Genomic DNA, 23,893 nt, shown 5'->3' with positions numbered 1-23,893 from the left:
GTTGCTTCAGGATGATGGCATAGCGTTACCGGGCGATTGTTGCCTGGGTTCACATCAATGGTGGGTGAGGGGGCGGTGACCGGGTCGGCAAGGCGCGGGCAAAAAAAATCCCGACGCGTGGGGCGTCGGGAAGGGGTACAGACTTACTGGAGATTGTGTGGAGATCCTTCTCCCGCTTGCGGCCGGGAGAATCGGTATCGACTCCTTCTCCCGCTTGCCACCCAAGGTGACTTCCTTCGGGGCGCGGGAGAAGGTGCCCGAAGGGCGGATGAGGGTGCGCGCGGGCCTAGGTTGCGCTTGCCAGCGCCCGGGCCCTCACCCCAGCCCTCTCCCGCGCCCCGAAGGAAGTCACCTTGGGTGGCAAGCGGGAGAGGGAGCAGAGCGGGAACGGAAAGGGAGAAGCAGACGAATCAGTCCCGCAACTCCGCCACCTGACAAGGCAACTCCAACCGCGCCAGCACCGCCGCGGTCACCGCCGCCGTCGTCGCCGCTTCGCCGGCCGGGGCCAGGTCGGCGGTCAGCACGCCGGCGTCCAGGACCGCGGACACGGCCTGTTCGATGCACTCGGCTTCCGCGTTCAATCCCAGCGAGTAACGCAACAGCAGCGCCGCGCTCAGGATGGTGCCGCAGGGGTTGGCGATGCCGCGGCCGGCGATGTCGGGCGCGGAGCCGTGAATGGGTTCGTACAGGCCGACCTTGCCCTCGCCCAGCGACGCGGACGGCAGCAGGCCCAGCGAGCCGGCCAGCATCGAGGCCTCGTCGGTGAGGATGTCGCCGAACATGTTCTCGGTGACGATCACGTCGAACGCGCGCGGCTTGGCGATCAGGTGCATGGCCATCGAATCGACCAGCTGATGCTCCAAGGTCACGTCGGGAAATTCCTCGCGCGCCACCCGCGTGGCGACTTCGCGCCACAGCCGCGAGGTCTCCAGCACATTGGCCTTGTCCACCGAAACCACATGGTGGCGGCGGCCGCGCGCGAGTTCGCAGGCGCGACGCACCACGCGCTCGATCTCGGCCACGCTGTACTCGCACAGATCGCTCGCAGTGGTTTCGCTGCGCTGCTTCTGGCCGAAGTAGATGCCGCCGGTGAGCTCGCGCACAACGATCATGTCCACGCCCGACAGCAAGTGCGGCTTGATCGGCGATGCGCCCAGGGTCGCCGCGTGCGGCTGCACCGGACGCAGATTCGCGTACAGGCCCAGGCCCTTGCGCAAGGCCAGCAGGCCTTGTTCGGGGCGGACCTTGGCCTTGGGATCGGACCACTTCGGCCCGCCGACCGCGCCCAGCAGCACCGCGTCGGCGCGCTGGCAGGCCTCCAGCGTCGCCGCCGGCAGCGGCTCGCCGGTGGCGTCGATCGCGGCGCCGCCGATCAGATGCTCGTGCAGGGTGAATTGATGACCGTAACGGCGGGCGACCGCGCGCAGCACTTCGACCGCGGCGTGGGTGACTTCCGGACCGATGCCGTCGCCTTTCAGCACGACGATGTCAGCGCGCATGGTGTTGCTCCTGTTGACTGTGGACCGCCGCGTCGCGGCGTTGTTCGAATTGGTGGATGGCGTCGATCTGGCGCAACAGATAACCCAGCTGATCGACGCCTTCGATCAGGCAGGTCTGGGCGAAGGCATCGAGCGGGAACTGCACGCCCCGTCCGTCGGGCAAGTGCAGGGTGCGGGTGCGCACGTCCACGCGCAGCTCGATGCCCGGTTGCTCCAGCAGTTCGTCCAGCAGCTCCTGCGCGACCACGATCGGCAGCAGGCCGTTCTTGAGCGAGTTGCTGCGGAAGATGTCCGCGATCTCGCTGCTGATCACCGCGCGCAGGCCCAGGTCGGTCAGGGCCCACGGCGCGTGTTCGCGCGAGGAGCCGCAGCCGAAATTGCGCCCGGCGACCAGGATCGCCGCGCCGGCGTTGTGCGGCTTGTTGAGTTCGAAGGCCGGATTGAGCGAGCCGTCGGCGATATAACGCCAATCGTTGAAGGCGAAACGCCCCAGGCCCTTGCGCTCGGTAGTAGTGAGGAAACGCGCGGGGATGATCTGGTCGGTGTCGATATTGCGTTCGCGCAGGACCACGGTGCGCGATACCAGTTCGACGAAACCTTCCGTGCTCGAAGGCGGATTGACGGAAGCGGACATCACGCGACCTCCTTGACGTCGGCGTTGAGGTAATCGCGCGGATCGACCACGTGGCCGGCGACCGCGCAGGCCGCCGCGGTCAGCGGCGAGGCCAGCAAGGTGCGCGCGCCCTTGCCCTGGCGGCCTTCGAAATTGCGGTTGCTGGTGGACACGGCCAACTGGCCGGGACCGACCAGATCGCCGTTCATGGCGATGCACATCGAACAGCCCGGCTCGCGCCATTCGGCGCCGGCCGCGCGCACGATCGCGTCGATGCCTTCGGCTTCGGCCTCGCGCTTGACCTGCTCGGAGCCGGGCACCACCAGCATGCGCACGCGCGGATGCACGTGGCGGCCGCGCAGCACGTCGGCGGCCTGGCGCAGATCCGACAGGCGCGAATTGGTGCAGCTGCCGATGAACACCACATCGACCGGACGCCCGGCCATGGTCGCGCCGCCGTCGAAGCCCATGTAGGCCAGCGCCTTGGCTTCGTCGGGATCGTTGGCCTGCGGCAGGCGCGCGTCGATCGCCGCAACCTGGCCCGGGTGCGTGCCCCAGGTCAGCGTCGGCTTGATCTTGCTCGCGTCGATATGCACGTGGCGGTCGAACACCGCGCCGTCGTCGGTCTTGAACTGGCTCCAGCGCGCGAGCGCGCGGTCCCAGTCGGCACCGCGCGGCGCGCGCGGGGTCTTGGCGAGATAGTCGTAGGTGACCTGATCCGGCGCGATCAGGCCGGCGCGCGCGCCGGCTTCGATCGACATGTTGCAGACCGTCATGCGCTCGTCCATCGACAGCGCGCGGATGGTCGAGCCGCGGTATTCGATGACGTGGCCGGTGCCGCCGTTGACGCCGATCTCGCCGATGATATGCAGGATCAGGTCCTTGGCGCCCACGCCGGGCGCCAGTTCGCCTTCCACCTCGATCGCCAAGGTCTTGGCGCGGCGTTGCAGCAGGCACTGCGTGGCCAGCACGTGGCCGACTTCGCTGGTGCCGATGCCGAAGGCCAGCGCGCCGAACGCGCCGTGGGTGGCGGTGTGGCTGTCGCCGCAGACGATGGTCTGGCCCGGCTGGGTGAGGCCGAGTTCGGGGCCGATCACGTGGACGATGCCGCGGTGCGGGCCGTCGTAATCGAACAACTCCACGCCGTAGCGCGCGCAGTTGCGGCGCAGCGTATCGACCTGGTGCTCGGCCTCGGCGGTGAAGAATGGCAGGCGTCCGTCGGCGCCGGCCGGCAGGGTCGGGGTGGAGTGGTCGAGCGTGCCCTTGGTCAGATCGGGCCGGCGCGGCGACAGGCCGCGCGATTCGAGTTCGGCGAAGGCCTGCGGTGAGGTGACTTCGTGGATCAGGTGCAGGTCGATGTAGAGCACGGCGGGCGCGGTGTCGCTTTCGGGCGATACCAGGTGCGCGTTCCACAGTTTTTCGAACAAGGTGGTGGGATGAGGCGAGGTGGTAGTCATGGAGTCCGATGTTCTGCTTTGGCTGCTATGGCTGGAGCGGTTTGTCGTATCTTCAGAATCTGGTTGTCTCAGTCGCGCCCGACTCTCTCAGCCGTCATCCCCGCGAAGGCGGGGATCCAGGGCTTTATCGCGACATCACTCTGAAGTCTCTGGATCCCCGCCTTCGCGGGGATGACGACTTCCAGATGTCGCGGTGGTCGAGAACCGGTGCGCATGCTCACGCAGTCGCAGTAAGCCGCTGCGGCGCCTGCTGCGTGCGATGCACCCGATTAGCCACCTCCAACCAAGCCAGCGCGCTGGCTTCGATGATGTCGGTGCTGGTGCCCGAACCGGTCAGCTCCACGCCGTTGACGCGCGCGGTCACGCTGGCCTGGCCTTGCGCGTCGTCGCCGGTGGTCACGCTGGACACGTTGTAGCTGTCGATGCGCAGGGCCACGCCGGTGGCGCGTGCCAGCGCCGCGAACAAGGCGTGCACCGGGCCGTCGCCGACCGCCGCTTCGCTGACGGTGGAGCCTTCGGGCTCGACCAGTTGCACGCTCGCCGTCGGCAGGCTGCCGTCGGAGACGCCGGTGCTGACGTGAGCGCGCACCAGCCGATAGCCGCGTCCGGCCTTGGCGTCGGCGCCCAACACCAGCGCTTCCAGGTCGGCGTCGAACACTTCGCGCTTCTTCTCGGCCAGGGCCTTGAAGCTGGCGAACACCGCGTTCAAACGCGCTTCGTCCAGGCTGAAACCCAGGGTCTGCAGGCGATCGTTCAAGGCGGCGCGGCCGCTGTGGCGGCCCATCACCATCTGCGATTCGGCCCAGCCCACGTCTTCCGGATTCATGATCTCGTAGGTGCCGCGATGCTTGAGCATGCCGTGCTGATGGATGCCCGACTCGTGCGCGAACGCGTTCTGGCCGACGATGGCCTTGTTGCGCTGGACCACCATGCCGGTGATGCGCGAGAGCAGGCGCGAGGTCGGCACCAGCCGGCGCGTGTCGATGCGGGTGGTCGCGCCGTAGTAAGCGTTGCGCACGCGCAGCGCCATCACCAGTTCTTCCAGCGCGCAGTTGCCGGCGCGCTCGCCGATGCCGTTGATGGTGCATTCGACCTGGCGCGCGCCGCCTTCGATCGCGGCCAGGCTGTTGGCGACCGCCAGACCCAGGTCGTTATGGCAGTGCGCGCTGAACACCGCCTTGTCGGCGCCCTGGACGTTGGCGCGCAGGTATTCGAACAAGGCGCGGATTTCGCCCGGCGTGGTGTAGCCCACGGTGTCGGGAATGTTCAAGGTACGCGCGCCGGCGGCGACCGCGGCGCTGCACACTTCGACCAGATAATCGTGCTCGGTGCGCAGCGCGTCCTCGCAGGAAAATTCGACGTCATCGACATAGCGCCGCGCCTGTTCGACCGCGGCGACCGCGCGCTCCAGCACCTGCTGCTTGTCCAGGTTGAGCTTGTGCTGGCGGTGCAGCGGGCTGGTCGAGATGAACACATGGATGCGCGGCTTGGCCGCGCCTTCGAGCGCGCGCGCGCAGGCTTCGATGTCGCCCGGATGGCAGCGCGCCAGGGTGGCGAGGGTGGAGCCGCGCACTTCGCGCACGATCGCGCGGGTGCCTTCCAGATCGGCCTCGGAGCTGGCCGGGAAGCCGGCTTCGATCACGTCCACGCCGAGTTCCGACAGCGCGTGGGCGAAGCGCAGCTTCTGGCTCGCGGTCATGCTGCAGCCGGGCGATTGCTCGCCGTCGCGCAGGCTGGTGTCGAAGATGGTGACGTGTTGGGAAGCCTCGGTAATGGGCGTTACCGGACCGGGCGAGTCGTTCATGCGGGAATTTCCTCTGTTACGACTGGATGCTGGGAATGGTTTGCGATGACGGCGTCGGGCTGCGTGGCCCTGCGCTCGAATGACAGGTTGGCGAGCTTGTAAATGTCCGCCTCGACGGTTGCGGTTTCGCGACCGACGGCGTCGCGGGTGCGGCGGCGCGGGCGGCGCGGTGCGCGCGGTCGCACTTCCGAGAGCAGGCGCGCGAGCACGCCGGCATCGAGGTTGCCGCCGGAGACCACCGCGCACTTGCGCTTGCCGGCAATGCGGCGGCCGGCGGCCAGCGCCAGGGCGCCGGCGCCCTCGGCGATGATGTGTTCTTCCAGGGCCAGCCGGACCAGGGTTTCGCGCAGCTCGGCTTCGCGCACGATGACCACGTCGTCCAGCAGCGTGCTCAGCACGCGCTCGGTCAGGCGGCCGGGGTCCTTGACCCGCACGCCGTCGGCCAGGGTCGCGGCCGGTTCGATCAGGCGGCGGTCGCCGCGCAGCGCGCGCGCCATCGAGTCCACGCCTTCGACCTGCGCGCCGATCACGCGCACGCGGCGCGCGGCGGCCGAGCCCGACAGCAGTTCCGACTTCAACGCCAGCGCGACGCCGGCGGCCAGACCGCCGCCGCCGATCGGCACCAGCACCACGTCGGGCGCGAACGCGGCCAGTTCCAGCGCTACGGTGCCTTGGCCGGCGATCACGTCGGGATCGTCGAAGGCCGACAGCAGGCGGTAATCGTGTTGTTGCGCCAGTTCGATCGCGAAGGCCTTGGCTTCGTCGTAGGTGTCGCCGTGCAGGCGCACGGTCGCGCCCCAGTGGGCGACGCCGGCGATCTTGGTCTGCGGCGCGGTGCGCGGCATCACCGTGATCGCGTTGACGCCCAGGCGGTACGCCGCCCAGGCCAGTCCTTGCGCGTGGTTGCCGGCGGAGGCGGCGATCACGGTGCGGTGATCGCCGCGTTCGCGCGCGGCCAGCAGCGCGTTCAAAGCGCCGCGCACCTTGTAGGAACCGGTGCGCTGCAGGTTTTCCAGCTTCAACCAGCAGCCGAAACGTTCGGCGTGGTGCAGCGGCGTGGGATCCAGGTAGCGGCGCAGCCGCGCTTGCGCCGCCAGCAGGTCGGCGGCGCTTACTTGGGCCATGCGGGCTACGTCGCCGTCCATGATCAGACCGCGGTCAGCCAGGAGGCGTAACGCGCTTCCTGTCCGCGCACGACGCGGCCGTACAGCGCCGCCAGTTCGCGCGTGACCGGGTTGTCGCCGAACTCGCGGCGATCCAGCACAGCGATCGCGGTGGCTTCGGCGGCGGTGCCGCAGACGAAGACTTCGTCCGCGTCCAGCAGCTCGTGCAGGGTCACTTCGCGCGATTGAGCGCCGGACAATTCGATCATGGTGTCGCGGGTGATGCCCGGCAGCGCGTCGCGGTGATCGACCGAGGTGACCACGCCGTTCTTGACCATGAACACGTTGGCGCCGGTGCATTCGACGACATAGCCCTTGTCGTCGGTGAACAGCGCCTCGTCGAAGCCGCGCTGCTTGGCTTCGCGCTTGGCCAGGATCGAGTTGACGTAGGCGCCGCTGAGCTTCAGCGGCGGCATCGAGGTGGCCGGATTGCGCTTCCACGGCGACACCGTCAGGCGCGTGCGCGCGCCGCCCAGGTGCACGACTTTCGCCATCGTCGCGATCATCAGATGCTGGGTCAGCGGATCGACGTCCAGGCCGATGCTGCCGGTGCCCATCCAGGCCAGTGGACGAATATAGGCGTCGCGATGGCCGTTGGCGCGCAGCGTCGCCAGGGTGGCCTGGGTCGCGCGCTCGGCATCGAACTCGATGCCGAACATGTCCGCGCCCTTGCGCATGCGCTCCATGTGTTCGGGCAGGCGGAACACCGCCGCGCCGCCGTCGGAGGTGGCATAGCTGCGGATGCCTTCGAACACCGCGGTGCCGTAGTGCATGGCGTGGGTGGTCAGCGGGGCTTCGGGCGCGTCGCCAGCGATGAAGTGACCGTCGAACCAAATGACGGGTTGATCCGTCGGATTCGGGACTTCACCCCGAGCCCGGGACTCAGAACGCCCAGATCCGGTCGACCTGCCCTCACTCTGACTGGGCGCATAAGCCCGCTCACGAACCGCGGAAGCCGCAAAGCCCCCATGCGCCGCTTCGGTGGCGGCCGGTTGATTAGCGATTTCGGTGTTCAGCTGCATGGAGAAACCTCAACGGCAAGACAGTCGTAAAGCTTGGCGAGCTGGCTCTGCAGGGCGGTGTCGGCGCGATCGCCTTCCACGGTCATGCGCAGGTGCCAGCGATCGCCGTCGGGTTGCGCTTCGCCGTCCACGGAGAGCGGACGGAAACCGCGGCGTTCGGCGGCGCCCAATACGCGTGCCAGCGCGCCTTCGGCCTGGCGCAGGGTCAGTTCAAGCTGGTATCGCATCGGCGTCCTCCTTTTCGGCGGTGGTGGGTGGCGTGAGGCTGGTGATGGCGTCGGCGTCGCCCGCTTCCGGGTCGAGCATCTGCGCGTTGTTGTGATTGGGCGGGACCAGCGGCCAGACGTTGGCGGCCTGGTCGATGGCCACGTGCAGCAGCACCGGGCCCGGGGTTTCCAGCATGTAGGTCAGCGCTTCCTCGACCGAGTCGGCGCGATCGACATACATCGCCTTGACCCCGAACGCGGCGGCCAGTGCGCAGAAGTCCGGGTTGTCGGACAGGTCGATCTCGGAATAGCGGCGTTCGAAGAACAGCTCCTGCCACTGCCGGACCATGCCCAGGGCCTGGTTGTCGAGCAGCACGATTTTCACCGGCAGGCGATAGCGCGCGATGGTCGCCAGCTCCTGCACGTTCATCAGGAACGAGCCGTCGCCGCTGACGCAGATCACCTGCGCCTGCGGGCTTTCCAACTGCGCGCCCAACGCGGCCGGCACGCCGAAACCCATCGCGCCCAGCGCGCCGCTGGTCAGGTGCTTGCGCGGATCGTTGAACTGCCAGTGCTGCGCGACCCACATCTGATGCTGGCCGACATCGCACGAAACGATGGCTTCCGGCGCCAGTTCCGACAGGCGGCGCAGCAGGGCCGGCGCGTACACGGTTTCGCCGGGCGCGTCGTAGCGCGGCGCGCATTCGCGCTTGCGCTGCAGGCAGGTGTCGCGCCAGGCGCGGCGCGCGGCGCCGTTGCGGGCCTGAAGTTGCGCGGTGACCGGGGGCGTCAGCGCGTCCAGCGAGCGGCGCAGGTCGCCGTTGACCGCGGCGTCGGCGTGACGCAGCTTGCCGATCTCGCAGGCGTCCAGATCCATGTGCACCACGCGCGCATTTGGCGCGAACTCGGCCAGCTTGCCGGTGGCGCGGTCGTCGAAACGCGCGCCGACCACGATCAGCAGATCGCATTCCTGCACGGACAGATTCGCCGCGCGGTTGCCGTGCATGCCCAACATGCCCAGGTTCAGGGCGTGATCGGCCGGCAGCGCGCCCAGTCCCTTCAAGGTCAGCACGGACGGAATCTGGCTGCCTTCGACGAAGGCGCGGAACGATTCGACCGCATCGCCGAGCGCGATGCCGCCGCCGCCGTACACCAGCGGCTTGCGCGCGTGCGCGATCAGCGCGGCGGCTTCGTGATACGCAGCGTCGGCCGCGGCCGGCACCGGATCGGTCGGCAGCGGCACGTGCGCGGGCAGATGCGAGGCGTCCTGGTTCTGCACGTCCTTGGGCAGATCGATCAGCACCGGGCCGGGACGGCCCGAACGCGCCAGGCGGAAGGCTTCGCCGACGATGCGCGGCAGGTCATCGACCTTACGCGCGATGAAGCTGTGCTTGACGATCGGCATGGTCATGCCGAACACGTCCAGTTCCTGGAACGCATCGGTGCCCATCAGCGTGGTCGCGACTTGACCGGTGATGGCGACCATCGGCACCGAGTCCAGCATCGCGTCGGCGATGCCGGTGACCAGGTTGGACGCGCCGGGTCCGGAAGTGGCTACGCAAACGCCGACTCGCCCGCTGGCACGGGCGTAGCCGTTCGCCGCGAAAGCCGCGCCTTGCTCGTGACGGACCAGGATGTGCTTCAGGTCCGACCCGTGCAGGGCATCGTAGAAAGGCATGATCGTGCCGCCCGGATAACCGAACAGAACGTCCACGCCTTCTGCGGCCAGTGCTTGCACCAGCCAGCGGGCACCGTTCATCAGGCAGCCTCTTCCTGTCGTTCGCCGCGTGTGGCGGCGGGAGCGGCGGTCTGCGCCTTGGGCGCGTTGTCCAGCCACTTCATGTTGGCGCGCAGTTTCTTGCCGACCGCTTCGATCGGGTGCTCCAGGTCGCCCTGCTTGAGCGCCTTGTAGTTGGCGTTGCCGGCGGCGTATTCGGCGATCCACTGCTTGGCGAAGGTGCCGTCCTGGATTTCGGTCAGGACTTTGCGCATCTGCGCCTTGGTGTGGTCATCGACGATGTAGGTGCCGCGGGTCAGCGCGCCGTACTGCGCGGTCTCGCTGATGAACTCGTGCATGCGGGTGACGCCGCCTTCATAGAACAGATCCACGATCAGCTTCAGTTCGTGCAGGCATTCGTAGTAGGCCACTTCCGGCTGATAACCGGCTTCGACCAGGGTTTCCCAACCGGCCTGGACCAGCTTGGTCGCGCCGCCGCACAGCACGGCTTGTTCGCCGAACAGATCGGTTTCGGTTTCTTCCTTGAAGGTGGTCTTGATCGCGTTCTGGCGCGCGCCGCCGATGCCGCCGCAGTAGGTCAGGGCGAACTCTTCCGCGCGGCCGGTCTTGTCCTGATGCACGGCATAGACGCTGGGCACGCCGCGGCCGATTTCGTATTCGCGGCGCACCAGCGCGCCCGGGCCCTTCGGCGCGACCAGCACCACGTCGAGATCGGCGCGAGGGGCGATCTGGCCGTAATGCACATTGAAGCCGTGCGCGAACAGCAGGCAGGCGCCTTGCTTGATGTTGGGCTCGATGACATCGCGATACAGCTGCGGCTGCACCATGTCGGGCGTCAGCACCGCGACCAGTTCGGCTTCGGCGACCGCTTCGGCCGGGGTCTTGACGGTGAAGCCGTCGGCCTTGGCCTTCAGCTCGGTCGGGCCGCCCGGACGCAGGCCTACGGTGACGTCGAAGCCGGAATCGCGAAGGTTGAGCGCGTGCGCGCGGCCTTGGCTGCCGTAGCCGACGATGGCGATCTTGGGGCGGAAGGTCGTTGCGGTCATGTCTGTGGTCTCGGAGGGGAGGAACGAGTTGAGAGGAGTGAGGAGTTAGTGACGATCAGGCGGGTTCGGTTGCGGGTTCTTCGATTAGGGTGGCTTCGATTCTTTTCGCCGGCGGCGATTGCAGCGGGCCGGGCGCGGTCACCGCGCCCTGCGAGGCCGAGCCGACCAGTCGCGCGTACTTGGCCAGTACGCCGGTGGTCACGCGCGGCGTGATCCGCGCCGGCTCGCGCGAGGACAGATCGGCGGCGACGTCCAACTTGCGCGTCTTGACGTCGATGCTGACGCGGTCGCCTTCGCGCAGGCGCGCGATCGGCCCGCCGTGCGCGGCTTCCGGCGAGATGTGGCCGACCATGAAGCCGTGCGTGGCGCCGCTGAAGCGGCCGTCGGTGATCAAGGCCACGTCGTTGCTCAGGCCCTGGCCGACCAGCGCCGCGGTCACCGCCAGCATTTCGCGCATGCCCGGGCCGCCGGTGGGGCCTTCGAAGCGGATCACCACGATGTCGCCGGCCTGGATCTGCCGCGCCTGCACCGCGGCGAAGGCGGCTTCTTCCGAATCGAACACCCGCGCCGGGCCTTCGAAATGTTCGCGGCCGTGGCCGGCCAGCTTGAGGATGCAGCCTTCCGGCGCCAGGTTGCCGTAGATGATCGAGTAACCGCCGCGCGGCTTGATCGGATCGTTGACCGGACGCACGACGTCCTGCACATCGGCCATCACCGCTTCGGACAGCTCCTGGAAAAAGGAACGGCCGGTGACCGTGGGAATATCCTCGATCAGACCGGCCGTCTTCAGCTCGCGCGCCACCAGCGCCGCGCCGCCGAATTCGAACATTTCCGCGGCGGTGTAACGTCCGCCGGGTTTCAGGTCGGCGATCACCGGCGTATGCGCGGCGGCTTCGAATTCTTCCAGGTCGAAGGCGACGCCGGCTTCGTGCGCGATCGCCAGCAGATGCAGCGCGGCGTTGGTCGAACCGGCGGTGGCCGAGACCGCGCGCGCGGCGTTGCGCAGCGCATCCACGCTCAGCAGCGTGCGCGGGGTCGGGCCGCCGTTGCGCAGTTGCTGCATGACCAGTTCGCCGCACAGGCGCGCGGCTTCGGGCTTGTCTTCGTGGATCGCCGGGATGTCGTTGTAGCCCAGCGGCGACAGGCCCAGGAAGGTCAGCACCATCGCCATGGTGTTGGCGGTGAACTGGCCGCCGCAGGCGCCGGCGCCGGGGCAGGCGTGCGATTCGATGCGATGCAGTTCGCTGTCGTCGATGCGTCCGGCCGAATGCGCGCCGACCGCTTCGAACACGTCCTGCACGGTCAGCGGCTTGTCGTCGCTCTGGCCTTTCTTCGACGGGCAATGGCCCGGCATGATCGTGCCGCCGTAGAGGATCACGGTCGGGATATCCAGTCGCGCGGCGGCCATCGCCGCGGCCGGGATGGTCTTGTCGCAGCCGACCAGCAACACCATCGCGTCCAGGCAGTGGCCGGACACGGCCAGTTCGATCGAATCGGCTATGGTTTCGCGCGAAGCCAGCGACGCGCGCATGCCGTCGGTGCCCATCGCGATGCCGTCGGTGACGGCGATGGTATTGAACTCGATCGGCGTGCCGCCGCCGTCGTGCACGCCGCGGCGCACGTGCTGGGCCAGATCGCGCAGGGTGATGTTGCAAGGCGAGACGTCGGACCAGGTGTGGACGACGGCAACCAGCGGTCTGGCGATGGCCGCGTCGTCCAGGCCCGTGGCGCGCAGCATCGCGCGCGCGGGGGCTCGGGCCGGGCCTTGCTTGATGGCGTTGCTTCTCACGTACATCGATTCCTTTGCTGCGAATCCTTCGCAGTGCCCGCACGTCCGCGCGCGGTGTTTTCAGGAACCCAGGGCTGTAAAACGAAAAACCCCGCGCCTTTGGGGCGCGGGGTTCAGGTTCTTTCGACCTTGGGTTGTGTGTTTTTCTACACGAACCCGCTTCCCGCGCTGATAAACCCGGTAATAAGTACGAGTACGAGAATGGTCGTGGCGATTGCGGGCGCAAGGCGGAGCAAGACGCGCGCGGCGTCGTTCGAGGCCTTGGCGGCCTGGAGCGAAGTCGTCTGCGAGTGGTTGCTGCGCTGCGTCATGGGGTCGAGAAGACCATGGCCGTCCAAGGCTTGTCAATAGTTTCCTGCGAAATCGTCGCGGTTCGTGATCGTAGTTACGACGGCGGCGAGAACGCGCACGCGGGACCGGATCGAATCGCTGTGTCGCAGTGGAGGGCCGCAACCTTAATCGGGCGCAAGACGCGCGAATGCTGCCCTGCATCTGACCGGCGCCGAGGTGTGAGCGCGGTCGTGGCCGGGCGGACATGCCGCCGCCCGGCTGCATCGGGACGATTCCAGCGTCCGCGGCGACGCTGTCGATTCGCGCCGGGGGAGCGATCCGGCCGGGTGGGCGAGGCGATACCCGCGCCCGGCACGTTCACATGCGCGGTGGCGCTGTCAGTGGGCCGGATCGGCCAGGAAAGCGCGCAACGTGTCGTAATCCGCCGCCATCGGCTCGGCCTGCGCCGGCCGCGCCAGCGACGCCGCCAGCGCCGGCGGCGGCTCGACCGCATGCCCGACCAGCGGCTCGACGATGCTTTCGAACTTGGCCGGATGGGCGGTGGCGACCACCGCCCACGGCCGCTCGTCGCCTTGCGCGCGCAGCGTTTCCAGCAGATGCAGGCCGGTCGCGGTGTGCGGGCAGGGCACCACACCGTGGCGTTGCGGCGCGTTGCGGATGGTGTCGACGATGACGGCGTCGGCGATGCTTTGCGCCTGCGTGGCGCGGCGCAGTTCGGCGTCGTCGCGATGCCAGTAGCGCAGTCGCTCGAAGTTGCTCGGCGCGCCTACGTCCATGGCGTTGGCCAAGGTCGCCTGGGTCGGCTGAACGAGATAGTCGGCGCCGGCGAAATAGCGCGGCAAAGTGTCGTTGGCGTTGGTGGCCAGGCGGATCTCGCCGATCGGCAGGCCCATGCGCTTGGCGACGAAGGCCGCGCAGGCATTGCCGAGGTTGCCGGTGGGCACGATGAAATTCAGCGGCTCGCCGCGCTGGGCGTAGTGGCGGCCGGCGGCATACGCGTAGTACGCCGCCTGCGGCAGCAGCCGGCCCAGGCTGATGCTGTTGGCGGAACTCAGCGGCCGCTGCGCGCGCAGGGCGTCGTCGGACAGCGCCTGCTTGGCCAGGCGCTGGCAGGCGTCGAAGTCGCCGTCCACGCGCAAGGCTTGCACGTTGTCGCCCCAACAGCCCAGGCCGTGCGCCTGGCGCGGCGACACGCGGCCGTCGGGATAGAGGATGACCACCTGGAAACCCGGACGGCGATGAAACGCCGCGGCGACCGCGGCGCCGGTGTCGCCCGAGGTGGCGACCAGGATCGTGGTGGGCGCGGCGCTGTCGTCGCGCAAGCCGGCCAGGGCTTCGGCGAGGAAACGCGCGGCGTAGTCCTTGAACGCGGCGGTGGGGCCGTGGAACAGCTCCAGCAGCCAGTCGTCGGGTTGCGACAGCGGGCGTAGCGGTGCGTCGAAGGAAAACGCGCGCGCGCAGATCTCGCGCAGCGATTCGCGCAAGGCCGATCGTTCGAAGTAGGGCGCGAGGATCGCGTGCGCGGTGGCGTCCAGGCCGTCGGCGGCGAGCGGTTGCGACAGCGCGGGGAAACGCTCGGGCACGTACAGGCCGCCGTCGGGGGCGAGCCCGGCCGACAAGGCCTGGTCGATCGCGGTGGGCGGTGTTCGTCCGCGGGTGCTCAGGAAATTCATGGAGTGGGCTCGCAGAGGGGGAGAGGCTTTGGAGGGCTGGGTGGAAAAGCAAATCCCCCCTGGCCCCCCTTTTTCAAAGGGGGGAAGCGATAGGCGGGTTGCGAGGCATCGTCACTAGCGCACGAATGCGTTCCCCCCTTTGAAAAAGGGGGGCTAGGGGGGATTTGCTTTTGACCGCGACGAACTCCCCCATCACACCGAGCCGATCACTTCCGCGCGCGGCCCCGCCACCGGCGTGACGTAGGCGCGCGAGTCGAACCCGGCGGCGGCGAAGGCGATGCGCATCGCCGCCGCGGCGATCTGCGCCTGGGTCTTGGTTTCGAACCACGCGAAACAACTCGGCCCGGCGCCGGAAATGCTCGCGCCCAGCGCGCCATGCTCCAACGCCGCCGCCTTGACCTCGGCGAAGCCCGGAATCAGCGGCGCGCGCCGCGGTTCCACCAGCAGATCCACCAGGCCTTCGCGCAGCAACTGCGCATCGCCGCGCTGCAGGCCGGTCAAGAATAAGGCCAAGTGCGCGCTCTGCTTGACCACCTGCGACAGCGGATACGGATCGCTCAGCACCGCGCGCGCGCGGCGCGTCTCCAACACTTGATCCGGATGCACCACCACCGCGTACAACCAGTCGGGCACCGACAGCGCGATCATCCGCGTGGAAGTCGCCATGACCACGCCGCCGAGCAGCATCGGCGCGACGTTGTCGCCGTGGCGGCTGCCGCTGGACACCGATTCGCCGTCCAGCGCGAATTCGTACAAGGCCTCGCGCGACAGCGGTTGGGCGAGCAAGGCGTTGGCCGCGACCAAGGCGGCGACGCAGGACGCGGCCGAACCGCCGAGGCCGGAGCCCAGCGCGATGCCCTTGTCCAATTCCAGCTCGAACCCGTGCGCCAGCCCGAGCTTTTCGCGCAACGAGATCAACGCCTGCCCGGCGGTGTTGCGCTCGGCCTGCAACGGCAGCGAATCCGCGCCCGGCACGTCGCCGCGGATCGCGCGGATGCGCACCACCGGTTCGGCGATGCGCCGCACCGTGGCGACATCGCGCGGGCCCTGGATCGAATGGCCGAGCACGTCGAAACCTACGCCGATGTTGCCGACGCTGGCCGGCGCGAACGCGCTCACCTGCTGCGCCGAGGGCGCGATCGCATCGTCGTCGGAGCGGGCGGGAGAAGAAGGTGACGCAGCGCTCATGCGCGGGCTCCGAGGGTTTGCGCGATCGTCAACATGTCGCCGAACACGCCGGCGGCGGTGACGTCCGGCCCCGCACCGGGACCTTGTACGACCAGCGGATTATCCGCGTAACGGCGGGTGCGGAACTGGATCAGATTATCGGTCAGGGCGCCGTGCAGCGAAGCATGTCCCGGCGGCGGCGAAACCACGCCGACGCTGGCGCGGCCGTCGCGATCGAGCCGGGCGATGTAGCGAAGGCTCAATCCGGCGGCGCGCGCGGCATCGAAACGCTGCTGCAAGGGCGCATCGAGTTCATGCAGGCGCTCGAAGAATTCCTCCTTGGATACGCCGCGCAGCGCTTCGGGCACCAGGCTTTCGACTTCGATCTGCTCGAGCGACAAGGCCCGCCCGGCTTCGCGCGCCAGGATCACCAACTTGCGCGCGACGTCGGTGCCGGACAGGTCGTCGCGCGGATCGGGCTCGGTGTAGCCCAGCGCGTGCGCCTCGCGCACCAGTTCGGAAAACGCGGTCTGGCCGTCGTAGCGATTGAACAGCCACGCCAGCGTGCCCGACAGGATGCCTTCGACCTCGGTCAGCTCATCGCCGGTGTCGAGCAGCGAACGCAGGGTCTGGATGATCGGCAGGCCGGCGCCGACGGTAGCTTCGTAACGAAATTGGCCGCCATTGCGCGAGGCTTCGCGGATCGCCTCGTAACGCGCCAGCGGGCCGGCGCCGGCGTGCTTGCTCGGCGTGACCACGTGGATGCCGGCGGCGATCCACTGCGGGTAATAGGCGGCGACCGCGTCGCTGCCGCTGCAATCGACGATCAGCGCATGCGGAATGTGCTCGGCGCGCACGTGCGCGGCGAAACGTTCCAGGTCCAGCGCTTCGGCGTCGGCGGCGAAGTTGTCGCCGGCGTCTTCGAAGGCCATCGCGCGCGGCGCCAGATGCATGCGCCGGCTGTCGGCCATCGCGCGCAGGCGCAAGTCCAGCTTGTACTGCGGACGCGCATCGCGCTGCAGGCGCGGCTGCGCCGCGGCCAGTTGCGCGAGCAGCGCGCGGCCGACCTTGCCCGGGCCGATCAATCCGATCGAAATGCACTGCGGCGACAGCCAGAACGCCGAATGCGCGGCGCGCAGCGCGCGGGTGGCGTCGCGCGCGGCGATCGCCACGGAGATGTTGCGCTCGCCCGCGCCCTGGGCGATCGCGCGCAGGTTGATGCGCGCCTTCGCCAGCCCGTCGAACAACTGCGCCGCCACGCCCGGCAGGCCGACCATGCCGTCGCCGACCGCGGCGAGCACGCAGATATCCGGAGTGACGGTGACATGTTGGGTCTGGCCGTCGGCCATGGCGTCGGCGAAGGCGGCGACGATCGCGTCGCGTCCGCGCGCGGCCTGATCGGCGCGCACGACCACGCAGATGGAATGCTCCGAGGAGCCTTGCGAAATCATCGTCACCGACACGCCGGCGCCGCGCAGCGCGCCGAACAGGCGCTCGGCGGTGCCGGGCACGCCGACCATGCCGTTGCCGACCAGTTCCAGCACGGCGAGATCGTGGACCAGACTCAGTCCCTTCACCGGCGTGCCGACGTCGGCTTGCGGGCGCAGGCTGATCAGGGTGCCCGGCGCGCGCGGATTGCGGGTGTTGCGGATGCGCAGTGGAATGCCGCGCTGCTGCACCGGCGCCAGCGTCTGCGGGTGCAGCACCTTGGCGCCGAAGTAGGCCAGTTCGCAGGCTTCGGCGTACGACATCGACGGCAGGCAGACCGCGTCGGGCACCAGGCGCGGGTCGGCCGAAAGCACGCCGTCGACGTCGGTCCAGATGGTCAGCGCGTCGGCGTCGAACAGATTGGCGAAGATCGCCGCCGAGTAGTCGCTGCCGTTGCGGCCGAGCGTGGTGTCGCGGCCATGCGAATCGCGGGCGACGAAACCGGTGACGATCACATCGCGCGATCGGTGTTGCTTGCGCCACGCATCCAGGTTTTCGCGGCTTTGCGCCCAGTCCACGCCGACGCCCATTTCGCCCGGATGCACCACCAGCACCTCGCGCGCGTCCAGCCGCGTCCAGCCCGCGGTGTCGCCGCCGAGCGCGGCGTGCATGAGGTAGGAAGAAAGCACTTCGCCCAAGCCCGGCAGCGCCGCGGCCAAGACGTCATCGGGTTGCGCGCGCAGGCCGTCGATGGTTTCGCGCAAGCGCGCGAACTCGGCTTCGATCGCTTCGATCGTGCCGTGGCGGTCGTGCGGGTCCAGCGACTGCGCCGCTTCGACATGGCGCCGGCGCAACACCGCCCAGGCCGGCGCCCAGTCCTGTCCGTCGAGCGCGCTGGCGACCAGCGCGACCAGCGCGTCGGTGACGCCCTGCATCGCCGAGACCACGACCACTCTTTCGCGCGAGCCGTCGTCGAGCAGGCCGACCGCGACGCGATAACGGGCGTCGTCGGCGAGGCTGCTGCCGCCGAATTTATGCGTGTGACGGGCCGGGGCGACGGGATCGGCGGCTACGGGCGCGTCGAGATCGCTGGCGAGTGGTTCTTCAGCCACGGCCGCATCGGGCTGGGCATCGAAAGCGGCTTGGGGCGGGGCGGACGACATGGTGAAGCTCCTGTTGGAGCTCCGCGTTCCGGTCCGGGGTAGGGCGGCCAGCCCGCACCCGGATTCGGGTGCGGAGCGGCGTGGTCTGTTAGCTGGACACGCCCGTCCGCACCCCTGAAGAGGTGGTACCGGTACCGGTAGTGGTAATCGACATCGACCATACGCTCGATACCCGGCCGAGCGGCTGGGTCGATACGTTGCGGGCGATGGCGAAGGCGGGGTGCATGGGCTAGCAATACCGCGCCGTTGTGCGGCGCGTCAAGAGGGGCGATGAAGATTTGTGCGGGCGGTGCGAAGGCCGCGGCGCCCGGCGCGAGGCGGCCGCCGGGCGGCGATATGCACTCAGGTCACCGAACCGGCGCCAGGGGATTTTTGCCTTCGGCCTGCGGGCGCTCGTACGGCGCGGTGAGCTTGGCCTGGCCCAGGGCGTTTTGCTTGATCATGAAAGCCGCCAGCGTGCCGCCGGCGCTGGGCTCGATCTTGAGCTTGTCGATCTTCAAGGCCCACACCGTGAATTCGTAACGATGCAGCTTGCCCGGCGGCGGACACGGGCCGCCGTAACCGGCCTGGCCGAAGTCGTTGCGGATCTGCAACGCGCCGGCCGGCAGGCCCGCGGTGCTGGCGCCGTGATCGATCAGGTTGGCTTTCGCCGGAATGTTCACCACCAGCCAATGCCAGAAGCCGCTACCGCCGGGCGCGTCCAGATCGTAGACGGTGACCGCGAAGCTGCGCGTGCCGGCCGGCGGATTGCTCCACGCCAACCGCGGTGAGGTATTGCTGCCTTTGCAGCCCAGGACTTTGTGCACGAAGGCGTTGTCGATGCTCTGGCCTTCGCGCAGGTCGGGGCTTTCCAGAGTGAAGTCGGCGGCCTGCGCCAACGGCGCCAGCAGCGACAGGGCAAGCGAAGCGACATGGCGATGCAGCGTGTTCATGCGATGGATTCCATGAGAGGGCGACGCGATACGACGGTCCGGATCGTGCGCACATGATGCGCGAGTTCGGCGGGCTTTGCGCGAGCGCTCGGGCGCGCGGTTAGCGGCGCTTGGTTTGCGCATCGCTTCGGCCGCGATGGATGTGCGTGCATCGATGCCGCCGTTTGCGCACGATCGGTCGGCCCGATGCGCGCGCGGCGATCTGTGCGCTGCGACCGTTTCTCGCTGAACGCTGAAATCCAGGGGTTTTACGCGCATTCCATTCTTGTGCGGATGTTGCAGCCGCAGTCTCATTTGCGTTTTGGCGATTTGACCGCGGTCGCACGACAGCACTTGCGCGGGCGGTCAGAGTCGTTGCGGCTCGCACCAACCCGGGTGGCCGCCGCGAGCGAATGTCCGCGTACGACGACGCGGTGGTCTATCAGCGAGCCGCCCATCAAAACCTCGGGAGCAAGACGATGTCGAACAAGACTGGCTCGAATCATGCGTTCTCCAAGATGGGACTGGGACTGCTGGCGTGTTGCGTGCTGGCCGCGATCGGCGGCGGCGCGGGCGCGGCCGAACGCGGCTTGAGCGGGGAGGACCTGGTGTACTCGTACGACGAAATGTTCGACTTCGACATCGATGCGTATCTGGCCAAGAACGCGCCGCATCTGTCGCGTCACGCCGAATCGATCTCGCACTGGGCCGGTTACAGCGGCATCAGCCCGAAGGTGCTGATCGCGTTGATGGAGCAGCAAAGCGGCGCGATCACGCGCAAGCACGCCGCCGCCGACGCGGCCAAGCGTCCGTTCGGCGCGTTGGCGAAGGCGAAGGATTTCAACGGCCAGACCCGCGAAGTCGCCCAGGCCCTGCGCGAGGCGCTGTACGAGAACGACGGCCCCGACGCCAAGGGCGCGGTGACCCTGGCGCGCGCCAATCCGCTGCAGGCCTTGTTCGAACGCGCCGGCGCCAGCCAGGCCAGCGCCAAGCTCAGCGGCGACGGCGAGTTCCAGCTGGTCTACGGCCGTTTGTTCAACGAGCCGCGCCAGGCCCAGGCGCCGTCGGCGCGCTTCGCCAAGGCCGGTCCGGACGTGCAGCCGCTGTCGCCCAACGGCCTGCTGCAATTCCCGTTCCCGCGCGGCGCGCGCTGGCATGTCGGCGGCGCGCATACCAACACCGGCTCGGGCAACTACCCGATGTCGTCGCTGGACATGTCGCTGGGCGGCGGCTGGGGCAGCAACCAGAACAACACCTGGGTGTCGGCGTCGGCGAACGGTTCGTTCAAGCGCCACTCCTCGTGCTTCGCCGAGATCGTGCACAGCGGCGGCTGGTCCACGACCTACTACCATCTGATGAACATTCAGTACAACACCGGCGCGAACGTCGGCAGCAACACCGCCATCGCCAATCCGGCCAACACCCAGGCGCAGGCGCTGTGCAACGGCGGCAGCTCGACCGGTCCGCACGAGCATTGGTCGCTTAAACAGAACGGCAGCTTCTATCACCTCAACGGCGCCTACCTGTCGGGCTATCGCATCACCGCCACCGGCAGCAGCTACGACACCAACTGCAGCCGCTTCTACCTGACCAAGAACGGACAGAACTACTGCTACGGCTGGTACACCAACCCGGGCCACTGACCGCCGCGCGTTCGACGCCCGCGCTTCAGCCGCCCCACGGCGGCGGGGGCGCGGGCACCGGGTGGATCAGGTCGAATTCGGCCGTGTCCGGGTTCACGGATCGCGCCGGGCGGCCCCGGCGCCCGGATCGCCGGCCCCCGCTGAACGCCCGCGCATTGGCGCCGGCCCGCGTTTCCATGTCTAATGCGCACTGAAGCGGGGGTACCGCGGCGGCTTGCGCCGGCGGTTGAGACAGTCCCTTCGAACCTGATGCGGTTGACACCGCCGTAGGGAAGCTTCGCAAGACCCGGCTTTGCCGCGTCTGCGCGCGCCCGCTTCGTCCCGGCTCCGTTGGAGCGAACAACAGGACGACAGTCAATGAACGCGGTGCCCTCCGAACTGATCCAGCAAGCCGACAAGCTGTCGGCAGACGTCACTCGCCCGATCCCCGGTTCGCGGAAGATCTATGTGCAAGGTTCGCCCGATGCCGCTCATGGGCATGAGGTGCGGGTGCCGATGCGCGAGATCGAACTGGCGCGCACGCCGACCATCTTCGGCGGCGAAGACAACGCGCCGCTCGCGGTCTACGACACCTCCGGCGTCTACACCGATGCCGGCGCGACCATCGACCTGGCCTCGGGCCTGGCGCCGGTGCGCGCGGCCTGGATCGCCGCGCGCGGCGATACCCAGGAACTGACCGGCCTGTCGTCGGAATTCGGCCGCAAGCGCGAGCACGATCCGAAGCTGGCGCACGTGCGCTTCGGCAATCGTCCGCTGCCGCGCCGCGCGATCGGCGGCGCCAACGTCACCCAGATGCATTACGCGCGCCGCGGCATCGTCACGCCGGAAATGGAATACATCGCCATCCGCGAGAACCAGCGCCTGGATTCGATCCGCGAAGCGCACCTGCTCAATCAGCATCCCGGTCACACCTTCGGCGCCGATATCCAGAAGATCATCACACCCGAATTCGTCCGCGACGAAGTCGCGCGCGGCCGCGCCATCATTCCGAACAACATCAACCATCCGGAAAGCGAGCCGATGATCATCGGCCGCAACTTCCTGACCAAGGTCAACGCCAACATCGGCAATTCCGCGGTGTCCTCCGGGATCGCGGAGGAAGTCGAGAAGCTGGTGTGGTCGATCCGCTGGGGCGCGGACACGGTCATGGACCTGTCCACCGGCAAGCACATCCACGAAACCCGCGAGTGGATCATCCGCAATTCGCCGGTGCCGATCGGCACGGTGCCGATCTATCAGGCGCTGGAAAAGGTCGATGGCCGCGCGGAAGAACTCACCTGGGAAATCTTCCGCGACACTCTGATCGAACAGGCCGAGCAGGGCGTGGACTACTTCACCATCCACGCCGGCGTGCTGCTGCGCTACGTGCCGCTGACCGCCAAGCGCGTGACCGGCATCGTTTCGCGCGGCGGTTCGATCCTGGCCAAGTGGTGCCTGGCGCATCACAAGGAGAATTTCCTCTACACGCACTTCGAGGACATCTGCGAAATCATGAAGGCCTACGACGTGGCCTTCTCGCTCGGCGACGGTCTGCGTCCGGGCTCGATCGCCGACGCCAACGACGCAGCCCAGTTCGGCGAGCTGGAAACGCTCGGCGAGCTGACCAAGATCGCCTGGAAGCACGACGTGCAGACCATGATCGAAGGCCCCGGCCACGTGCCGATGCAGTTGATCAAGGAGAACATGGACAAGCAGCTCGAGGTCTGCGGCGAAGCGCCGTTCTACACCTTGGGCCCGCTGACCACCGACATCGCGCCGGGTTACGACCACATCACCAGCGCGATCGGCGCGGCGATGATCGGCTGGTTCGGCACCGCGATGCTGTGCTACGTCACGCCGAAGGAGCACCTGGGCCTGCCGAACAAGCAGGACGTGCGCGAAGGCCTGATGGCGTACAAGATCGCCGCGCACGCGGCCGATCTGGCCAAGGGCCATCCGGGCGCGCAGGCGCGCGACAACGCGATGAGCAAGGCGCGCTTCGAGTTCCGCTGGGAGGATCAGTTCAACCTGGGCCTGGATCCGGAGCGCGCGCGCGAGTACCACGACGAAACCTTGCCGAAGGACGCGCACAAGGTCGCGCATTTCTGTTCGATGTGCGGGCCGCACTTCTGCTCGATGAAGATCACCCAGGACGTGCGCGAGTACGCGAAGGAACACGGCGTGGAAGAAGCCGCGGCGCTGGACGAGGGCATGGCCGAGAAGGCCGCCGAGTTCCGCGCGCAAGGTGCGCAGGTGTATCGCCGGGCTTGATTCGCGCGTAGCTGTCGCTGGGCTGACGCCCGCGCGTTGCCGAGTTGGCGCGCGCGGGCGTTTTGTTTTTGTGGGTGAAGCAAATCCCCCTCAATCCCCCTTTTTCAAAGGGGGAAGACAAGCCGCTGCGGCGTGAAGTGCGTCGAGACGCGAAACCGTCGCCAAATCCCCACGCCCCAACCCGAAGGACTTCCCCCTTTGAAAAAGGGGGATCGAGGGGGATTTGCTCCACCCGCCCCACTGTCCGCCGCCCCCCAAGTCCTGCAAACTTCCGCGCATGAGCGATCTGAGCTACGCCAGCCTGAAATGGCGCGCCCTCGCGCGCCGGCATCCGTCCGCCTTCCTGCTCGCGGCGCAGTTGTTGAGCATGCTGGCGTATCCGCTGTTCGAACCCGGCGGCCACGGACGCGTGGTGTTCGGCGCGTTCGGCGTGCTGGTGCTGGCGCTGGCGGTGTGGGTGGTCAATCGCAGCCCGGCGATCAAATGGATCGCGTGGATATTGGCGGTTCCGGCGTTCGCGTTGTCGGTGCTGTCGGTGCTCATCGCCAGCCCCGGCCTGTTGGTGCTGTCCTCGGCGCTGGAAGCGGCGGTGTATTTCTACGCGGCCGGCGCGTTGATCGCGTACATGATGAGCGACCACAAGGTCACCGCCGACGAATTGTTCGCGGCCGGGGCGACCTTCACCTTGCTGGCGTGGGGATTCGCGTACGCCTTCCTGGTCTGCCAGGCCTGGTATCCGGGCAGTTTCGTCGGCGCCGAGCGGCCCGGCGAGCCGCGCACCTGGATCGAACTGTTGTTCCTGAGCTTCACCAATCTGTCCGCGGTCGGCCTGGGCGACATCCTGCCGATGAGCCCGGCGGCGCGCGTGCTGACCATGTTCGAGCAGTTCGCCGGCGTGGGCTATATCGCCGCCGTGGTGTCGCGCCTGATCGGGCTGACGATGCTCCGGCATGAACGGCGCTGAAACGAATCAGCGCAGATATCGCGATGGGTTACACATAAACACACGCATTTTTGCGTGTTTTGGAAC

General features: G+C 68.1%; 16 protein-coding genes, 1 pseudogene and 1 riboswitch. Of the genes and pseudogenes, 3 read left to right on the top strand and 14 right to left on the bottom strand.

Annotated features, from left to right (window positions below):
* Positions 1-410: 410 nt before the first annotated feature.
* The 14 genes and pseudogenes from leuB to AB4Y92_RS15385 form a co-directional block, all read right to left on the bottom strand.
* Positions 411-1,499, bottom strand: a complete 1,089-nt coding sequence (leuB, locus tag AB4Y92_RS15450; RefSeq protein WP_441820460.1) for a 3-isopropylmalate dehydrogenase — start codon at positions 1,497-1,499, stop codon at positions 411-413.
* On the bottom strand, positions 1,489-2,133 hold the full coding sequence (leuD, locus tag AB4Y92_RS15445; protein WP_441820459.1) for a 3-isopropylmalate dehydratase small subunit: 645 nt from the start codon (positions 2,131-2,133) through the stop codon (positions 1,489-1,491). Before leuD ends, leuB begins: the two co-directional genes overlap by 11 nt.
* On the bottom strand, positions 2,133-3,569 hold the full coding sequence (leuC, locus tag AB4Y92_RS15440; RefSeq protein ID WP_441820458.1) for a 3-isopropylmalate dehydratase large subunit: 1,437 nt from the start codon (positions 3,567-3,569) through the stop codon (positions 2,133-2,135). Before leuC ends, leuD begins: the two co-directional genes overlap by 1 nt.
* Positions 3,570-3,786: 217 nt before the next feature.
* Entirely contained in the window at positions 3,787-5,373 is a 1,587-nt protein-coding gene (locus AB4Y92_RS15435) for a 2-isopropylmalate synthase (RefSeq protein ID WP_441820457.1), read from the bottom strand.
* A gap of 125 nt (positions 5,374-5,498) precedes the next feature.
* Positions 5,499-6,518, bottom strand: a pseudogene (locus AB4Y92_RS15430) (threonine dehydratase); the annotation flags it as partial.
* A 2-nt stretch (positions 6,519-6,520) separates the two neighbouring features.
* Positions 6,521-7,309 carry an aminotransferase class IV gene (locus AB4Y92_RS15425; protein WP_441820456.1) on the bottom strand — a complete coding sequence of 263 codons (789 nt, stop codon included), beginning with the start codon at positions 7,307-7,309 and terminating at the stop codon, positions 6,521-6,523.
* 239 nt (positions 7,310-7,548) lie between these two features.
* The gene (locus AB4Y92_RS15420) at positions 7,549-7,785 is read right to left on the bottom strand and encodes an ACT domain-containing protein (RefSeq protein ID WP_036111253.1); all 237 of its coding nucleotides are present in this window, start codon (positions 7,783-7,785) and stop codon (positions 7,549-7,551) included.
* A complete protein-coding gene (gene ilvG / locus AB4Y92_RS15415; protein WP_386793896.1) occupies positions 7,769-9,523 on the bottom strand; it encodes an acetolactate synthase 2 catalytic subunit in 1,755 nt (584 codons plus the stop codon). Before ilvG ends, AB4Y92_RS15420 begins: the two co-directional genes overlap by 17 nt.
* Entirely contained in the window at positions 9,523-10,548 is a 1,026-nt protein-coding gene (gene ilvC, locus AB4Y92_RS15410) for a ketol-acid reductoisomerase (protein WP_215055660.1), read from the bottom strand. The genes ilvG and ilvC overlap by 1 nt, the downstream gene beginning before the upstream one ends.
* Before the next feature lie 55 nt (positions 10,549-10,603).
* Complete coding sequence (ilvD, locus tag AB4Y92_RS15405; protein WP_441820455.1) at positions 10,604-12,337, bottom strand: dihydroxy-acid dehydratase; 1,734 nt, start codon at positions 12,335-12,337, stop codon at positions 10,604-10,606.
* Between the two features lie 668 nt (positions 12,338-13,005).
* Entirely contained in the window at positions 13,006-14,301 is a 1,296-nt protein-coding gene (thrC, locus tag AB4Y92_RS15400) for a threonine synthase (protein ID WP_441820454.1), read from the bottom strand.
* Between the two features lie 192 nt (positions 14,302-14,493).
* A complete protein-coding gene (locus AB4Y92_RS15395; RefSeq protein ID WP_441820453.1) occupies positions 14,494-15,489 on the bottom strand; it encodes a homoserine kinase in 996 nt (331 codons plus the stop codon).
* The gene (gene thrA / locus AB4Y92_RS15390; protein ID WP_441820452.1) at positions 15,486-18,059 is read right to left on the bottom strand and encodes a bifunctional aspartate kinase/homoserine dehydrogenase I; all 2,574 of its coding nucleotides are present in this window, start codon (positions 18,057-18,059) and stop codon (positions 15,486-15,488) included. The genes AB4Y92_RS15395 and thrA overlap by 4 nt, the downstream gene beginning before the upstream one ends.
* A 347-nt stretch (positions 18,060-18,406) precedes the next feature.
* Positions 18,407-18,991: a YbhB/YbcL family Raf kinase inhibitor-like protein gene (locus AB4Y92_RS15385; protein ID WP_441820451.1), complete on the bottom strand. Its 585-nt coding sequence runs from the start codon at positions 18,989-18,991 to the stop codon at positions 18,407-18,409.
* A 458-nt stretch (positions 18,992-19,449) separates the two neighbouring features.
* Here AB4Y92_RS15385 and AB4Y92_RS15380 point away from each other — a divergent pair, with 458 nt between their 5' ends.
* From AB4Y92_RS15380 to AB4Y92_RS15370, 3 genes are all read left to right on the top strand, one after another.
* Positions 19,450-20,613, top strand: coding sequence for a M23 family metallopeptidase (locus AB4Y92_RS15380; protein ID WP_441820450.1), 1,164 nt, complete (start codon positions 19,450-19,452; stop codon positions 20,611-20,613).
* A gap of 187 nt (positions 20,614-20,800) precedes the next feature.
* A riboswitch (TPP riboswitch) is annotated at positions 20,801-20,904 on the top strand.
* 66 nt (positions 20,905-20,970) lie between these two features.
* A complete protein-coding gene (gene thiC, locus AB4Y92_RS15375) occupies positions 20,971-22,863 on the top strand; it encodes a phosphomethylpyrimidine synthase ThiC (RefSeq protein ID WP_057941692.1) in 1,893 nt (630 codons plus the stop codon).
* 277 nt (positions 22,864-23,140) lie between these two features.
* A complete protein-coding gene (locus AB4Y92_RS15370) occupies positions 23,141-23,827 on the top strand; it encodes an ion channel (protein WP_441820449.1) in 687 nt (228 codons plus the stop codon).
* The last annotated feature ends 66 nt before the right edge of the window (positions 23,828-23,893 follow it).

The organism is Lysobacter sp. TAB13 (assembly GCF_052113885.1).
Taxonomy (GTDB): Bacteria; Pseudomonadota; Gammaproteobacteria; order Xanthomonadales; family Xanthomonadaceae; genus Lysobacter; species Lysobacter gummosus.
This window is presented reverse-complemented; position numbering and strand designations above follow the sequence as displayed.

Bases quoted from the DNA above. Each gene is read 5' to 3' on its own strand.
- leuB (WP_441820460.1), bottom strand. From the start codon at position 1,499: ATGCGCGCTGACATCGTCGTGCTGAAAGGCGACGGCATCGGTCCGGAA.
- leuD (WP_441820459.1), bottom strand. From the start codon at position 2,133: ATGTCCGCTTCCGTCAATCCGCCTTCGAGCACGGAAGGTTTCGTCGAA.
- leuC (WP_441820458.1), bottom strand. From the start codon at position 3,569: ATGACTACCACCTCGCCTCATCCCACCACCTTGTTCGAAAAACTGTGG.
- AB4Y92_RS15435 (WP_441820457.1), bottom strand. From the start codon at position 5,373: ATGAACGACTCGCCCGGTCCGGTAACGCCCATTACCGAGGCTTCCCAA.
- AB4Y92_RS15425 (WP_441820456.1), bottom strand. From the start codon at position 7,309: ATGCACTACGGCACCGCGGTGTTCGAAGGCATCCGCAGCTATGCCACC.
- AB4Y92_RS15420 (WP_036111253.1), bottom strand. From the start codon at position 7,785: ATGCGATACCAGCTTGAACTGACCCTGCGCCAGGCCGAAGGCGCGCTG.
- ilvG (WP_386793896.1), bottom strand. From the start codon at position 9,523: ATGAACGGTGCCCGCTGGCTGGTGCAAGCACTGGCCGCAGAAGGCGTG.
- ilvC (WP_215055660.1), bottom strand. From the start codon at position 10,548: ATGACCGCAACGACCTTCCGCCCCAAGATCGCCATCGTCGGCTACGGC.
- thrC (WP_441820454.1), bottom strand. From the start codon at position 14,301: ATGAATTTCCTGAGCACCCGCGGACGAACACCGCCCACCGCGATCGAC.
- AB4Y92_RS15395 (WP_441820453.1), bottom strand. From the start codon at position 15,489: ATGAGCGCTGCGTCACCTTCTTCTCCCGCCCGCTCCGACGACGATGCG.
- thrA (WP_441820452.1), bottom strand. From the start codon at position 18,059: ATGTCGTCCGCCCCGCCCCAAGCCGCTTTCGATGCCCAGCCCGATGCG.
- AB4Y92_RS15385 (WP_441820451.1), bottom strand. From the start codon at position 18,991: ATGAACACGCTGCATCGCCATGTCGCTTCGCTTGCCCTGTCGCTGCTG.
- AB4Y92_RS15380 (WP_441820450.1), top strand. From the start codon at position 19,450: ATGTCGAACAAGACTGGCTCGAATCATGCGTTCTCCAAGATGGGACTG.
- thiC (WP_057941692.1), top strand. From the start codon at position 20,971: ATGAACGCGGTGCCCTCCGAACTGATCCAGCAAGCCGACAAGCTGTCG.
- AB4Y92_RS15370 (WP_441820449.1), top strand. From the start codon at position 23,141: ATGAGCGATCTGAGCTACGCCAGCCTGAAATGGCGCGCCCTCGCGCGC.